Source organism: Paenibacillus sp. A3M_27_13, assembly GCF_024213315.1.
GTDB classification, from domain to species: domain Bacteria; phylum Bacillota; class Bacilli; order Paenibacillales; family Paenibacillaceae; genus Paenibacillus; species Paenibacillus polymyxa_B.
The window spans coordinates 265,538-280,355 of record NZ_JANAVE010000002.1 but is presented as its reverse complement, the minus strand read 5'-3'; the positions used below and the strand labels follow the sequence as shown (position 1 = coordinate 280,355).

11 protein-coding genes are annotated in these 14,818 nt (G+C 47.3%); all 11 read right to left on the bottom strand.

Annotation, left to right across the window (positions count from 1 at the left end):
• Positions 1 to 3: 3 nt before the first annotated feature.
• The 11 genes from NLX82_RS07715 to NLX82_RS07665 all read right to left on the bottom strand — a co-directional run bounded on the left by NLX82_RS07715 (position 4) and on the right by NLX82_RS07665 (position 14,816).
• Positions 4 to 774: a WecB/TagA/CpsF family glycosyltransferase gene (locus NLX82_RS07715; protein ID WP_028543109.1), complete on the bottom strand. Its 771-nt coding sequence runs from the start codon at positions 772 to 774 to the stop codon at positions 4 to 6.
• Positions 775 to 778: 4 nt separating this feature from the next.
• A complete protein-coding gene (locus NLX82_RS07710; RefSeq protein WP_068938670.1) occupies positions 779 to 2,116 on the bottom strand; it encodes an O-antigen ligase family protein in 1,338 nt (445 codons plus the stop codon).
• 10 nt (positions 2,117 to 2,126) lie between these two features.
• Positions 2,127 to 3,062 (bottom strand): glycosyltransferase, encoded by a 936-nt coding sequence (locus NLX82_RS07705; RefSeq protein WP_013309153.1) that lies wholly within the window; start codon positions 3,060 to 3,062, stop codon positions 2,127 to 2,129.
• Positions 3,062 to 3,760 carry a sugar transferase gene (locus tag NLX82_RS07700; protein ID WP_013309152.1) on the bottom strand — a complete coding sequence of 233 codons (699 nt, stop codon included), beginning with the start codon at positions 3,758 to 3,760 and terminating at the stop codon, positions 3,062 to 3,064. Before NLX82_RS07700 ends, NLX82_RS07705 begins: the two co-directional genes overlap by 1 nt.
• A 16-nt stretch (positions 3,761 to 3,776) precedes the next feature.
• A complete protein-coding gene (gene galU, locus NLX82_RS07695; protein ID WP_013309151.1) occupies positions 3,777 to 4,670 on the bottom strand; it encodes a UTP--glucose-1-phosphate uridylyltransferase GalU in 894 nt (297 codons plus the stop codon).
• Positions 4,671 to 4,709: 39 nt separating this feature from the next.
• Entirely contained in the window at positions 4,710 to 5,348 is a 639-nt protein-coding gene (locus NLX82_RS07690) for a CpsD/CapB family tyrosine-protein kinase (RefSeq protein WP_028543111.1), read from the bottom strand.
• A complete protein-coding gene (locus tag NLX82_RS07685; protein ID WP_023987416.1) occupies positions 5,332 to 6,075 on the bottom strand; it encodes a YveK family protein in 744 nt (247 codons plus the stop codon). Before NLX82_RS07685 ends, NLX82_RS07690 begins: the two co-directional genes overlap by 17 nt.
• 281 nt (positions 6,076 to 6,356) lie before the next feature.
• Positions 6,357 to 6,995, bottom strand: a complete 639-nt coding sequence (locus tag NLX82_RS07680) for a response regulator (RefSeq protein ID WP_013309148.1) — start codon at positions 6,993 to 6,995, stop codon at positions 6,357 to 6,359.
• 116 nt (positions 6,996 to 7,111) lie between these two features.
• Complete coding sequence (locus tag NLX82_RS07675; RefSeq protein WP_028543112.1) at positions 7,112 to 8,749, bottom strand: sensor histidine kinase; 1,638 nt, start codon at positions 8,747 to 8,749, stop codon at positions 7,112 to 7,114.
• Between the two features lie 321 nt (positions 8,750 to 9,070).
• On the bottom strand, positions 9,071 to 13,669 hold the full coding sequence (gltB, locus tag NLX82_RS07670; protein ID WP_068938671.1) for a glutamate synthase large subunit: 4,599 nt from the start codon (positions 13,667 to 13,669) through the stop codon (positions 9,071 to 9,073).
• A 463-nt stretch (positions 13,670 to 14,132) separates the two neighbouring features.
• Entirely contained in the window at positions 14,133 to 14,816 is a 684-nt protein-coding gene (locus NLX82_RS07665; RefSeq protein ID WP_071559048.1) for a metal-dependent hydrolase, read from the bottom strand.
• Between the last annotated feature and the right edge of the window lie 2 nt (positions 14,817 to 14,818).

Here is a 14,818-nt window from a genome sequence, read left to right as displayed (position 1 = left end):
TTCTCACCCCTGACCTCCCTTCATCCGCTTCCGCTTGAACATCTCCTTAAACAGCAGAACGAGAAATTGGGAATCCTCAATCAAATATCTTTTCCACAATCGTTTAGGCTCCTGAGACAACCTCCAGAACCATTCAAATCCCGTCTTCTGCATCAGCTCCGGTGCTCTTTTCACATTTCCCGACAGGAAATCAAAGGTCGCTCCCACCCCAATCGAAATCGGAGCGCGGTAAGTCTCGTAATATCTGTAGATCCATTTTTCCTGTTTAGGGGCGCCTACACCTACAAAAACGATGTCCGGGCGAGCCTCTTGAAGCAGTTGGATAATGTGCCTATTCTCCTCCTCGTTTTTCTCAAAACCATAAGAAGGAGAGTAACAGCCCACCACATTCATGTTCGGATAAGATTCCTGGAGATTGAGCATAGCCTTCTCAGGAATACCGTCAGCTGCACCCAGAAAAAATAAACGATAGCCTCGATCCTCAAAAGCCTCTCCCAGCCGAGTGAACAAATCTGACCCGGACACCTTTTGTTTGAGGGGTTTTTTCAGTAACTTGGACGCCCATATGATAGGCATCCCATCGGCCACTACAGCTCCGGCATCCGAATACACCTTGCGGAATTCATCATCCTTGCGAAGCTTGATCACATGATCGACATTACAGGTCAAAATGTAGGAATGACGCTGATGTTCAATAGAAGTATCTATAAATTCGAGTAGATCATTAAAATCGTAATTATCAAAGTTGACATCGAACATGTTCACTCTGCTCATCGTATCACTTCTCTTTGCGAAAATCGGTTTGAGTAGATGTCTGGTATAACGCGTTCAAATACCAGCAAAATGGAATAATCATCTGAACCGTCGACAACGTATTATCTGAAAACGAGTAGATCAGAAAGCCTGCAATTAAGCTTACAAAATAAGGTTTGATAGACTTGGCAAGCGACCGGTAAATGAGAGCGAACACGATCAGCAATGAAAGCATTAATAGCCCGCAACCGATATATCCCGTGTCAAAATAAAAGCGTATATACTCGTTATGCGGTACAACAAAGCCATTGAATAATGTCCCATCGTTCGCGACCGTTACCGCGCCAAGACCTCTCCCTGACCAAGGGTAATCATGTACTCTGTTCAAAAAATATTCCCATGCCTCCGAGCGTCCCGACAGGTCAATGCCTGTATCGGTCTCCCGTTCGAAGGAGCGTTTTTTTAAATTGTTCCATTGCAGGGCCACCGCCCCCAGAGCAACCAAAAACGATCCGGCCAGCGGTAGCAAATAATTGACTTTCCCCTTGAGGTACTGACGGGCAATATCAAACAGATATACAGCAAACATTAATAACAAAGCCAGAATCGGTCCACGTGTACCGGTAGCGATCAGAATCAGAAAGTTCAGTGCCAACACAGTGTAATAAAAAGCGGCTTGCTTGGGTCTGCGCTTGACCTCAATTAGAGAGACGGCAATTCCGAGAAAGGAGAGCATTGCCAGATGCGGCGGTATATTCGCTCCTTGTACTCTGACTGCGCCCGTAAATTCTACATCCGTAAACGAATGCAGCCCTAGAACCTGCAAACCCAATCCAATGACCACACTAATAATTGGCAACAGACTGATCAGTCGGATATGCTTTTCTGCTACATCCTTTTTCCACTGGATCAGTAAAAAAAAGAAAGGGAGTGATAAACCGACGAACGCCTTAACGGCAATCGAGGTCGTTAACAAAGGCAGCCATGCTGAAAATCCAAATGTGATCCCCAGCATGATCACCAATGCCCAGACCGGATAGCTGAACTTGAGACGTATGCCATACACGAGCATGCACGGCACCAGCAGAGCCAAAATGCCCAATTTGTACAATGACAAAATCTCAATACCGAACACGCCACCCTGATACAGAGAATCGACTGAGACTGCTGTACTTAGCAAAACAGCGTAGCTGATGCGCTCTGGATGATGGATAGAAACAGCCAGCAAGAGCAGTAAACATACCGCCGCAATACTGACCACCGGCTGATAGGTAGCCGCAATTCCTACAGCAAGAGCGCCCAGTAGAAAAATAAAAACATGCTGTATGGTGTTTATTCTAGTAGTCCAAGGATAGTTACTCATGTTCCATCTTTCACCCCGCAGCTGACTCGCTTTTCCGGTTGCGCAGTGTATCCAGTGTCCCACGGATACTTTCAAGCCTGCACCGGTTCAACAGCTTCCTGCCCTCACTACGTGCCAGCAGGGAATCCAAAGTGATGTATAACACTTTGGCTGCCGTCTTCGCCATCAGCATCGCGTTGCCGCGCAGACCTACGGCCTGAGCAGCGTTAGACATGCCCTGACAATAGTAGCGGTTCATGATCCATTCTTTCGTTAACCGTGAAGCCGGCACAAAATGTTCCACAGACATGTGTGGATGATACATAATCGTTCCACCATTTTTACGGATTTGCTCGAATACCCACGATTCTTCACCTGATAGAAGGATATCTCCCTTTCTGCCTAGATGAAGCGGGAACATAACGGCGGCAAAAGCCGTTTTGCGCATCGCCATATTCGCTCCAAATGGATTCAGTCCAGACGGATATTCACGAACGGCTTTGCCCAGATCAATAATCGTGTAAGGCAGTTCAAGCGGGCCTGTTAGCCAACCCGGTCGTTCCGTCTCAAACATAGGGTCAATTTTCCCACCCATAGCCGTCAGCTCAGGATTGTTCCCGAATGCTGACATAATCGTTTGCAACCATGTAACACACGGAATTGCATCATCATCGAGAAAAGCAATGACTTCCGCTCTTGATAACGTAATGCCTGCATTGCGAGCAGCAGACAGTCCTTGTTCGCGCTCATAATGATATCGGAGATGGATATTCTGACCATGGGCGACGGTGAACCTTTTGATCGTCGCTGCTGTATGATCGGTGGATCGGTTATCGACCACAATGATCTCAGCCAGTGCAAGGTCTTCCAGCTCCAGCAGGGACATTAACGTTTTCTCCAGCAGGTCCGCCCGGTTATAGGTGCAAATAACGACGGACACTGCGGGACATCGCTTGAATGCATCCATCAGTAAGCATCCTTGGAGAACAGCATTTTAACGCCTGTTTTCATGATGATTTTCAAATCGAGCCACGTATTGCGAACATGAATATACTTCAAATCCATTTGCACCATTTCTTCGAAGCCTACACTGTTACGTGCGCTCACCTGCCAGTAACCCGTACATCCCGGTGTTACAATCAGGCGTTGCTTATCATAATCAGAATATTGCTCGACCTCGCTGGGCAACGGCGGACGCGGACCGACTAAAGTCATGTCGCCGACCAACACGTTCCACAGCTGCGGAATCTCATCAATACTCGTCTTGCGCAGAAAACTGCCAATTTTCGTGATCCGAGGATCGTTTTTAATTTTAAACATGGCGCCGCTCACTTCATTCAGCTCCATCAAGTCCTTTTTCAGTTCCTCTGCATTGGACACCATTGAACGGAATTTATACATATCGAATAACTTCTCATTCTTGCCCACCCGAGTTTGCTTGAAAAACACGCTTCCCTTTGGGTCTTCGAGCTTAATCAAAACGCCTACCACTACAAAAAGCGGAAGCAAGACGATCAAGCCCACGAACGACAGCAGCATATCAAGGAGGCGTTTTGTGACCAGGTAGGACGTTTTATCCTGAATTTGTGTATTTCCGTATGGCATGTAAAACGCTTTACCTGACATGACAGCCTCGCCGTCCTCCGGTAAATTTTCCATGCTCATGCTGACGTACCCCCTCTCAACCTGCCGTGGTTGCTTTCTCGGTCTTTTTCAACCATTCATTCATGGCCTCCATAACCGGATACTTCAAATCATCGCTGGCAAGTGCAAATTCAAGTGTGGTTAAAATATATCCAAGACGCTCACCCACGTCATAACGAGTGCCTTCAAAATCATAGGCGTACACACGCTCACTCTGATTCAGCTTTTGGATCGCATCCGTCAACTGAATTTCGCCGCCAGCTCCTTTTTCCTGAAGATCAAGATATTTGAAAATTTTCGGCGAGAACACGTAGCGACCCATAATAGCCAAATCAGATGGCGCTGTGCCTGGAGCCGGTTTTTCTATAAAATTATTCACTCGGTACAAGCGTCCGTCCTGCTGATCCGGTTCAATGATGCCGTACCGGTTCGTAAATTCCTGCGGTACCCGCTGCACACCGATAACCGAATTTTGAGTTTCCTCATACTGATCCATCAGCTGGCGCAGGCAAGGTTTTTGACCTGTTACGATATCATCGCCCAGCAGCACACCAAACGGCTCGTCCCCGATAAAGCGTCTTGCGCACCATACCGCATGTCCAAGACCTTTGGGTTCTTTTTGGCGAATGTAGTGAATTTCCACTCCCGAAGAACGCTGTACTTCCTCCAGAAGTTTCAGCTTACCGTCCTCGAGCAGTTTGGATTCCAGCTCAAATGCGTTGTCAAAGTGGTCCTCAATGGCACGTTTGCCTTTACCCGTAACGATAATAATGTCCTCAATACCCGAAGCAATCGCTTCTTCCACGATATATTGAATCGTAGGCTTATTGATAATTGGAAGCATTTCCTTAGGCATCGCTTTTGTGGCAGGGAGGAAGCGCGTACCTAACCCTGCTGCTGGAATAATGGCCTTTTTCACTCTTTTCGTCATCGCACTCATTCTCCTTGCTTCATCGAATTTTGGTGTTGCTTACTTCACCTGATTCATCACAATTCCAACCAGCGTCGCACTGGCCTGCTCCATGAGTTGCTTTGTTTTGCGTAGATCTTCCCGTTTGGTACGACCATGTCTAGCAACGAGAATCACACCATCCGTCAAGCCTGCAATCAAGCGAGCATCCGTATAATTCAACGCCGGAGCCGAATCAAGCAAGATGATGTCATATTCACGTTTGAGCTCTTCCAGCAGCTCAGCCATACGTTCGCTACCGAGCAGATCTGCTGCGTTGTACAGGGTGTCTCCACCGGGAACAACCGATAGCTCCAGCCCACCATGCCTAACGATAGACTTGGAAGAAGCCCCACCGCGCAAATAAGCCGATAGACCTGCGGTATTCTCCATTCCGAATATTTCGTGCAGCGCTGGTTTATGCAGATTGCAATCCACCAGAGCCACCTTCTTGCCTTCTTGTGCAAAGGAAACTCCGATGTTGGCGAGCAGTGTAGTTTTACCCGCTCCGCTTTCCGGCGAGGTCAACAATAGAACCGTGCCACGGTCCTTTTGCCCAATCACCTGCTGCCGGATGTATGTACGGAGGGATCGAAATGATTCCGAGATATACGATGATGGATTACTTTCTGTAATCAACATGTCATTCAATCGCAGCATATTTACGCTCCCCTACCCGTTCTTTGGAATTTCCGGCTGCTCCATCGACGTCTTTCTTGCGAATGACTGGAATCGATGCGATTACCGGAATACCGATGTCCGCGTCCGCTTCTTTCTCCGAGCGCAGCGTGCCGTTAATGCTTTCCAGGAACACAATCGTGCCCAATGCAATCATCAGCGATACGAGAAAACTAATCGCAATATTCATGAGCGGGTTCCCATTAATCGGGTCAGGATTGGCCTGAGGGTCCGCTTCATTTAAAATTTTCACATTATTCAATTCCATCAATCCCGGAACTGTCTGTACGAATTTCTGGGTTACCGCGTTTACTACCGCTGCGGCCTGTGGATAGCTCCCTGCCTCAAACGTCAAACCGATAACCTGACTTTTATCCGAGGATTTAATCTGCAGCTTCTCTGCCAACTTCTGCTGCGTCAAACCGAACTCGGGATGAGCCGCTACAACAGCGTCCATAATTTTAGGTGAAGTGAGAATTTGCTTGTAGCTTTCCACCAAATTAAGACTTGTGTTGACGTCGTTCAGATTGTTACTCCCCTGCTTGGCGGAAATATGATTAACCAGCAGTTGGCTTGAAGCGGAATAGACTGGCTTCACAACATTGTCGCTCACAAAGTATGTTGTTACACATGAGAGAATGACAAAAATTGCGATCAGCCACAATCTTCTTTTGATCAGGACTAGATAATCCAAAATGGTTTTCTCCACAAAAATCCTCCCTCCTATACAATTTCTCTTCATATTTAAGTATGACTTTATTGTAACAATTGGCTCTGTGAACGACATGGAACCGAATGGCACTTTCTCCCTCACTATGGGGGGAGGGAAATGTATACTTTCGGATACGGCATGGTATACTTTTGTACCATGCTTTGTCGATTATGGAAAAAGAAATCGAAAAAAGCCTCAAAATCACAAAGCTTGGTGATTTTGAGGCTTTTCTTTCCACTCGCATATAAAAGTGCAGCGCAGCTTATAGAGTCAGCGCATCATACCATGTTTGTTGGCTCGTACTTCGCCAGACCAATGGCATTGGCATACAATGCTGCCTGCGTACGATCCGCCAGCCGCAGCTTGGCCAAGATCTGACTGACATGCTTTTTGACTGTGAACTCACTGATAAATAACCGCGATGCAATTTCACGATTGCAGGCTCCTTGTCCCAGCTCGACCAGCACTTCCTTTTCCTTTGGCGTCAGGTCGTCCGACAGATTGCCCGCATCTTCACGCAGCTTGTTTTCGAGAATAGCCGGATCATAATATTTGCGTCCTTTGTTGACAAGATGAATCGCGTAAATTAATTCCTCAGGCAATGCTTCCTTAAGCACATAACCATCCACGGAAGCTTCCTCTGCTTTCAGAAAATCTTCACGTGTTGCGGAAGAGGTCAGCAAAATAAATTTGCTTCTGAAACCACGTCCGCGCGCTATCTTGATAATATCCAGCCCCGATTCATCAGCTAGTTTCAAATCCAGCAGCACCAGATCCGGATCTGTTTCCTCGATCACCACAAGTGCTTCCTGTTGATTCTGGGCCTCTCCCGCAAACTGAACATTGGGCTGCATGGATATAACCGCAGCGAGTCCTTTCCGTACTAAAGGATGATCATCGACAATGACAATTTTCATGATTCGGCCTCCTGTCTACAGTTCAGGATTTGCATAATCCCTATGTATCCGATTGTTACCGCAGATTTTGTATTGCAGAATGTTCACGCATTTTATTCGAGGATTTTGCAAAATTCTCATTCATAAGCATTTACCGGAATGGACAATCGGATCTGTGTTCCCTCTCCGATTCGACTTGAAATATCAAATTCGCCTCCCATCGATTGAGCTAAATATTCCATATTCATCATGCCCAGGCCCCCGCCTGCACTGACCGCCTCACCTCCTGCTACCATTCTCGCCGTCTCAAACCCTACTCCGTCGTCATGAATAGACAGTCTAATCACTTGGGGCGTCAATTTTAACTTCACATCAATTCGCTTGGCCAATCCATGACGGATTGCGTTCCCCGCCGCTTCGGAAATGATGCGGAACAAAGCTTTTTGGTACAAATACGGAAGTGAATAATGATCACCATGAATGTCAAAATCAATTTGTACATGGTTCAGCTTGGAGAGTGTATGGAGATGACTTTTCACCGTCCCTAACCAAGTTGAGCCTCCGCTTTTTTTCGAGCTTAGACTATGAATCGCCCCTTTCAGCTCTCTAACCGCTTGGTTAGCAGATTGCTGAATTAGATCAATTTGCTCCTCCACCTGCTCCTTTGGCTGATGACACCAGGTTTGCCGGAGAGAATGCGTTGCGTACACAATACCAAAAAGACTTTGAGAAACATTGTCATGCATTTCATTTGCAATTCGGTTCTGCTCATTCGTCACAATCAGCTGATTTTCAATACGCTCCAGCTCATAGCGCTCCAAGAACACAGCGCTCAGCTCAGCCAAGAATATCAGTTGTTGCACGAGCCAGCGTCTTCCTGTCAGACTTTGATCCGGGCCCAGCTTGAGGCCAATCGTCGCTACAAAACGGGTCGTCATCGGTACTGTGATCATGAGGAAATCGCCCCATTCTGGCAGATGTCTGAAAAATGGTTCACGCTCTTCCCTGAATTCCTCCCGATAATTCCCCAGCTCCTCAAATAGCTGCTCCTCCTCCTCTACCGTCCAGCCTGTCTGGCTACTTTCCGGTGCATCCTCCTCCTGACTATCCAGCCAGAAAAATGCACGGCTCTGCTTTGTTAGCTTGACAGTATAGTCTGAGATGACCTGGCCGAGATTTAAAGCCTCATTGTGGCTGGTCGTCTCCATGATGTGGTAAATCGACTTGATATGATCCATCGTCTCATTGGCTTGTTCTTTAGCCACCTTCAGTTCGTCCTTCATGACGCCGATAACCTGCATTGCCATCGTAGTTACGATCAGTACCAGAAACAAATTGATATTCTGCAATATAAGATCCCACAAAAAATATTGACCTGGTGTAAAAAAGATATAACAAAATGTAAGCACCAAGCCGATATAAGAAAGGAGGAGTGTCCAACTGTATCTCATAGACAGATGAGCACAAGCCACCAGCATGGGGGTAATCACATACCATTTGAACGGGCTATCCATCCCTCCGGTTGGGAATAACAACAAAATGATCCCTGCTGTTTCTAGTGCAATGCTGCATTTCAATACCATATCATGAAGTCTGTATTTACGGTAAATCCAAGTAAATGCTGTAACGGATAAAAATAGAAAACCAATCAGTAATAGCTTCTGCCACACGATTAACCTAGATGATTCGAACAGAAAAACAAGTGACGTTAAAGATAGTGATACATAACGGTATAAAAAAATCATTTTGTCTTCTGCTGACTTCCTCAACTTCATCCTGTCACCCTATTCTGTGTTTTGAAGGGACGATGGGCATATTAGGTTTGTTTGTGTACTCTAAAAAAATCATAACCAATCCAAAAATAAATAACAAGACATAAACTCTTACGTAAACGGTTACATTCCAAAAAATTTGGTACTTTTTATAACATATTTACCGTTTCAGGAAAACATTTTGGGGGTAATGTCAGAATTTATGACGTTTGTCAAGGAAATGAATCACATTTTTAGCAACCTAAAAAAGACTTGCTGGTACCACCGTGATTATAACAGCGGTATTCAGCGAGTCCTTTTTTAGTAAATTTGGTAGTCTACATTTTAGCCCCCGGCACGCGCCAATTCACGCATATTGGCTTCAAATGCTGCCAACAGAGCTTCATCTCCGCTCAAACCAGTTGCCTCTTCTTTTTGGATCTGTTCAACCATACGCTTGTAATCCTTTGGAATCACCCGTACAAACTGCTGAATCGCAGTCTGCCAATCATCCAAAATACGTTGTCCCGCTTCACTACCCGTGTAAGTGACATGGCGTTGAATCAAGCCGCGCAAATCCGCTGCTTCTGCAGGTTCTTCCACACCTTCCAGCAACACCATTTCCAGATTACAACGGCTCAGGAACGTCCCCTCAGGGTCATAGACATATGCAATACCTCCGGACATTCCGGCTCCAAAATTCCGTCCGGTTCCACCCAATACCGCTACACGTCCGCCCGTCATATATTCGCAACCATGATCCCCAACGCCCTCAACTACAATACGTGCGCCGGAGTTCCGAACGGCAAAGCGCTCGCCTGCGATTCCGCTAATGTAAGCTTCACCGCTGGTCGCTCCATACAAGGCTGTATTTCCGATAATAATGTTCTCTTCTGCCTTAAAGGTTGCTTTGTGAGACTTTTTCACTATAACCTTACCGCCAGATAGCCCTTTACCGACATAGTCATTGCTATCGCCTTCCACGCTCAGCGTGATGCCTTTCGGAATAAATGCCCCGAAGCTCTGACCTGCCGATCCAATAAAGTTAAAGCGAATCGTATCCTCTGGCAGACCCGCCGCTCCATACTTACGGGTGACCTCGCTGCCCAGAATCGTTCCTACCGCCCGATTTACGTTTGTAATAGGTAAGGTACCCTCAACAGGCGTTCCGTTCTCCAGCGCTTCCGCAGCCATCGGTACGAGCTGCTGCATGTCGAGTGTTTCTTCCAGACCGTGATTTTGGCGTTGTACGCGGTAACGTACACTACCTTCTTCCAACTCAGGAACATGCAACAGCAAGCTCAGGTCTACGCCCTTCTTCTTCCAATGCGAATCGGCGTTCACGGTATCCAGACAATCCGTACGTCCAATCATTTCCTGAATTGTACGGAAGCCCAATTCCGCCATAATTTCACGGACATCTTCTGCGATGAAACGCATAAAATTCACCACATGGGCAGGATCGCCCATATAATTTTTGCGCAGCTCCGGATTCTGCGTAGCCACACCAACCGGACATGTATCCATTTGGCATACCCGCATCATAATACAGCCCAACGCCACGAGCGGCGCTGTAGAGAAGCCGTATTCTTCCGCGCCCAACAGGGCAGCTACTACCAAATCGCGGCCAGACAGCATCTTGCCGTCTGTCTCCAATACCACGCGGTCGCGCAGGTTGTTCAACATCAGCGTCTGATGCGTCTCCGCCAGACCCAGCTCCCAAGGCATACCTGCATGGCGAATGGAGCCTTGCGGGGAAGCGCCTGTACCACCGTCGTAACCGCTGACCAGAATAATGTCAGCACGGCCTTTTGCTACCCCTGTAGCAATCGTGCCTACGCCTACTTCTGACACCAGTTTCACGTTAATGTCAGCACGCGGATTGGCGTTTTTGAGATCATAGATGAGCTCTGCCAAATCCTCGATAGAATAAATATCGTGATGCGGCGGTGGTGAAATCAAACCTACTCCTGGCGTAGAACCACGTACCTCAGCAACCCAAGGGTATACCTTACGTCCTGGCAGTTGTCCACCTTCGCCCGGCTTCGCGCCTTGCGCCATTTTGATCTGAATTTCGTCGGCATTCACCAAGTAATTCGATGTTACACCGAATCGGCCCGACGCTACCTGCTTAATCGAACTGCGACGAGAATCGCCATTGGCATCCGGAATGAAACGTGCAGGGTTCTCCCCACCTTCACCCGTATTGCTCTTGCCACCGATCCGATTCATCGCAATCGCCATATCTTCATGCGCTTCCTGACTGATCGAGCCAAAGGACATGGCTCCTGTCTTGAAGCGACGCATAATGGATGCAGCGGATTCCACTTCTTCCAGCGGCACAGGCTCACCCGTAGGCTTCAACTGAAGCATCGAGCGGATCGTTAAATGCTGTTCCGTTTCGCCCTGCACCAGCTTGGCGTATTTCTTGTATAACTTGTAGTCTCCAGAGCGAACCGACTGCTGGAGCAAATGCACCGTTTGCGGGTTAAACAAATGCTCTTCCCCGTCGTTACGCCATTGATAGTCGCCGCCCGAATCCAGCACTTTGTCGTTGCCGTCCTTGTCGGTGAAAGCACGGTTATGATGAACGAGCGCTTCCGTAGTCACTTCCTCCAGACCGATACCGCCAATGCGGGAAGGTGTCCAGGTGAAATAACGGTCAACAAAATCCTGTTTCAGACCTACAGCCTCAAAAATTTGTGCTCCACGGTACGACTGAATCGTGGAAATACCCATTTTGGACAATATTTTAACGACACCCTTTGTTGCCGCTTTAATATAATTTTTAACTGCCTTTTCGTGCGAGATGCCGCGCAGCAAGCCCTGCTGAATCATGACATCCAGCGTTTCAAAAGCCAGATAAGGATTAACCGCGCTCACACCGTATCCAAGCAGCACCGCATAATGGTGAATATCCCTTGGCTCCCCGGACTCCAGCAAAATGCTCACACGTGTACGTGTACCCTGCTTAATCAGATGGTGATGCAGGCTGGAAACAGCTAGCAACGCCGGAATGGCCGCATTTTCCGCATCCACTCCACGGTCGGACAAAATCAGGATGTTATGACCTTTGTCAATGACACGGTCAGCCGCCTCAAACAATCCTTCCAGCGCCTTGCGTAAGCCCTCAGCACCTTCCTTCGCTTCAAAGAAGATCGGAATTGTCATTGATTTGAAGCCCGGACGGTGTACGTGGCGAATTTTGGCAAACTCCTCATTCGACAACACCGGCGAATCCAAACGAATCTGACGACAGCTTTCCGGTTCTGGATGCAGTAAATTGCGCTCTGGCCCAATCGTAGTTGCGGTTGACGTTACAATCTCTTCACGAATGGCGTCAATCGGCGGGTTCGTGACTTGGGCAAACATTTGTTTAAAGTAATTGTACAAACGTTGCGGACGATCAGACAGCACCGCCAATGGTGCGTCGTACCCCATTGAGCCAATCGGTTCTGCACCTGTAAGTGCCATCGGCTCCAGAATTTTGCGCAGTTCTTCAAACGTATATCCAAAAGCGAGCTGAAGCTGATTTACATTTTCATGTTTAGGCTCCGGCTGTTCTAGTGCTTCTGGCAGCTCATCCAGATCAACCAAGTGCTCATCCAGCCATTGCTGATAAGGTTCCTCGGAAGCGATACGTTCCTTTAACTCTTCGTCAGAAACGATACGGCCTTCTTGGGTATCAACCAACAGCATACGACCCGGACGGAGACGATCCTTATAGAGCACATTTTCAGGAGCAATATCCAATACACCCGCCTCTGAAGACAGTGCGATCAGATCGTCCTTGGTCACATAGTAACGTGCAGGACGCAGACCGTTGCGGTCGAGAATGGCTCCGATTTGGATACCGTCTGTAAACGCCATCGCAGCAGGTCCGTCCCACGGTTCCATCATGGTGCTGTGATATTCATAAAATGCTCGCTTCTTCGGGTCCATGGTTTCATGCTTGTTCCAAGGCTCCGGCACCATCATCATGGCTACATGAGGAAGGGAACGTCCGCTCAGATACAGAAACTCCAGCGTATTATCAAACATGGCTGTATCGGAGCCATCTGGGTTAATGACTGGTTTTACCTTCTTGATATCTCCACCAAACGCTTCGCTTTCAAACTGCGCCTGGCGAGCATGCATCCAGTTCACGTTGCCGCGCATAGTATTGATTTCACCGTTGTGAATCATAAAACGATAAGGATGCGCACGGTCCCAGCTCGGGAACGTATTCGTGCTAAAACGGGAATGGACCAGCGCGATCGCCGATGTCACCCGCTCATCCTGCAAATCCAGATAAAATTTGCCTACCTGCTCGGTTGTCAGCATTCCTTTGTATACAACCTTGCGACATGACAAACTTGGAATATAGAACGACTCACCGTTCTCATCCTCTTGGTTATAACGAATAGCAAGCTCTGCACGTTTGCGAATGACATACAGTTTCCGTTCGAAGTCCAGCTCTTCCTTCAGATCGCTACTGCGACCAATGAATACCTGACGCACGCCCGGTTTAGCTGCTTTTGCCGATTTCCCCAGCATTTCGTCATAAGTTGGAACATCGCGAAAACCCAAACAATTTTGACCTTCGTCCACGATGATATCTCTTAGCTTCTGCTCATGCACCTCACGAACTTTTGGATCATTGGATACAAAAAGCATACCAACGCCATAATGTCCGGCCTTTGGCAATTTGAAACCCAATCGCTCCGCTTCCTCTTGAAAAAACAGATGAGGGACCTGAATCATAATCCCTGCTCCGTCACCGGAGTTTGGTTCACTTCCCTGACCGCCCCGATGCTCCATATTCACGAGCATGGTCAAAGCCTGACTTACAATATCGTGCGATGGTTTTCCCTTGATGTGGGCAACAAAGCCCATGCCGCAGGCGTCTTTTTCGAATTGGGGATCATATAGTCCCTGTTTGGGTGGTAAACCTGTCTGTCTCATGGAACGCAACCTTTCTGTTATAAAGTCATGCTGGCCTGAAATACAGGCGGCCGAATAGAAGACAGTGGCAACAAGAGGTAACTCAAAGAACAACTACGAGGAATGGGGGACAAAACATGTGACGTATTCAAGGCGGTACGGTCCGCTGAATGCGTATGTTTTTCAATAATTATGCAATGGCTTGACTTGAAAAATACGTCGATTCCACTGATGAATCTAATTAGTTCTATCATTTTATCATTGACCTATCATGTTAGCAATTCAAAGTTTTTATGATTGTGATAATAAATCTTTTACATTACAGCTTCAACGTATCAATGCAAAAATATCTCATTTTTATGTATAAATATTCACTTTTAAAAAACAGCCTTTCCTATTCCTCTAAGGAACAGAAAAGGCTGACAAAGGAGATTTGATGAGTTTATAGACCATCAAGTGTATTCCCGCAAATCAGATATCCGTATTAAAATTCGAGACTTTCGCCGGGCTTCAATGCTTTCCCTTCAATGCCTTCTTTGTGTAGACGATCACAGAAGCCGTCTCCGTCCTGCTCAATACCCGGGAACGTATTGTAATGCACCGGTATTACGCGGCTTGCACGCAGCCATTTTGCTGCCAGCAGTGCATCCTCCGGTCCCATCGTATAACCATCTCCGATCGGCAATACCGCAGCATCGATGGAGTTAGTTTCCCCAATGAGACGCATGTCGCCAAACAGGCCAGTATCCCCTGCATGGAAAAAGGTTTGGCCTCCCATGGTCAATAAAATCCCCGCCGGCTCTCCCATGTAAACGGTTTGTCCGTCCACCGTCAAAGATGAGCTGTGGAACGCAAGCGTGAATTTCACATGGAAACCGTCAAAGTGGTGACCCCCACCCAGATTCATACCGTGAGCTTTGGCTCCCAAGGATGAACAATATTCAGCCAGTTCCGCGACCGCGATTACTGGACAATCATTGCGCTTGGCAATTTCAACAGCATCTCCAAAATGATCAGCATGACCGTGTGTCAACAACACGGCATCCACCTGAATATCATCAGCTTTTACGGTTGCCTTAGGATTTCCCGTCAAAAAAGGATCAATAATAATCCGTTTCCCCTCTGCCTCTACCAGTACAACTGAATGTCCATAATATGTGATTTTCATAT

Bases quoted from the DNA above. Each gene is read 5' to 3' on its own strand.
- NLX82_RS07690 (WP_028543111.1), bottom strand. From the start codon at position 5,348: ATGCTGCGATTGAATGACATGTTGATTACAGAAAGTAATCCATCATCG.
- NLX82_RS07715 (WP_028543109.1), bottom strand. From the start codon at position 774: ATGAGCAGAGTGAACATGTTCGATGTCAACTTTGATAATTACGATTTT.
- NLX82_RS07675 (WP_028543112.1), bottom strand. From the start codon at position 8,749: ATGAAGTTGAGGAAGTCAGCAGAAGACAAAATGATTTTTTTATACCGT.
- galU (WP_013309151.1), bottom strand. From the start codon at position 4,670: ATGACGAAAAGAGTGAAAAAGGCCATTATTCCAGCAGCAGGGTTAGGT.
- gltB (WP_068938671.1), bottom strand. From the start codon at position 13,669: ATGAGACAGACAGGTTTACCACCCAAACAGGGACTATATGATCCCCAA.
- NLX82_RS07710 (WP_068938670.1), bottom strand. From the start codon at position 2,116: ATGAGTAACTATCCTTGGACTACTAGAATAAACACCATACAGCATGTT.
- NLX82_RS07700 (WP_013309152.1), bottom strand. From the start codon at position 3,760: ATGAGCATGGAAAATTTACCGGAGGACGGCGAGGCTGTCATGTCAGGT.
- NLX82_RS07680 (WP_013309148.1), bottom strand. From the start codon at position 6,995: ATGAAAATTGTCATTGTCGATGATCATCCTTTAGTACGGAAAGGACTC.
- NLX82_RS07705 (WP_013309153.1), bottom strand. From the start codon at position 3,062: ATGGATGCATTCAAGCGATGTCCCGCAGTGTCCGTCGTTATTTGCACC.
- NLX82_RS07665 (WP_071559048.1), bottom strand. From the start codon at position 14,816: ATGAAAATCACATATTATGGACATTCAGTTGTACTGGTAGAGGCAGAG.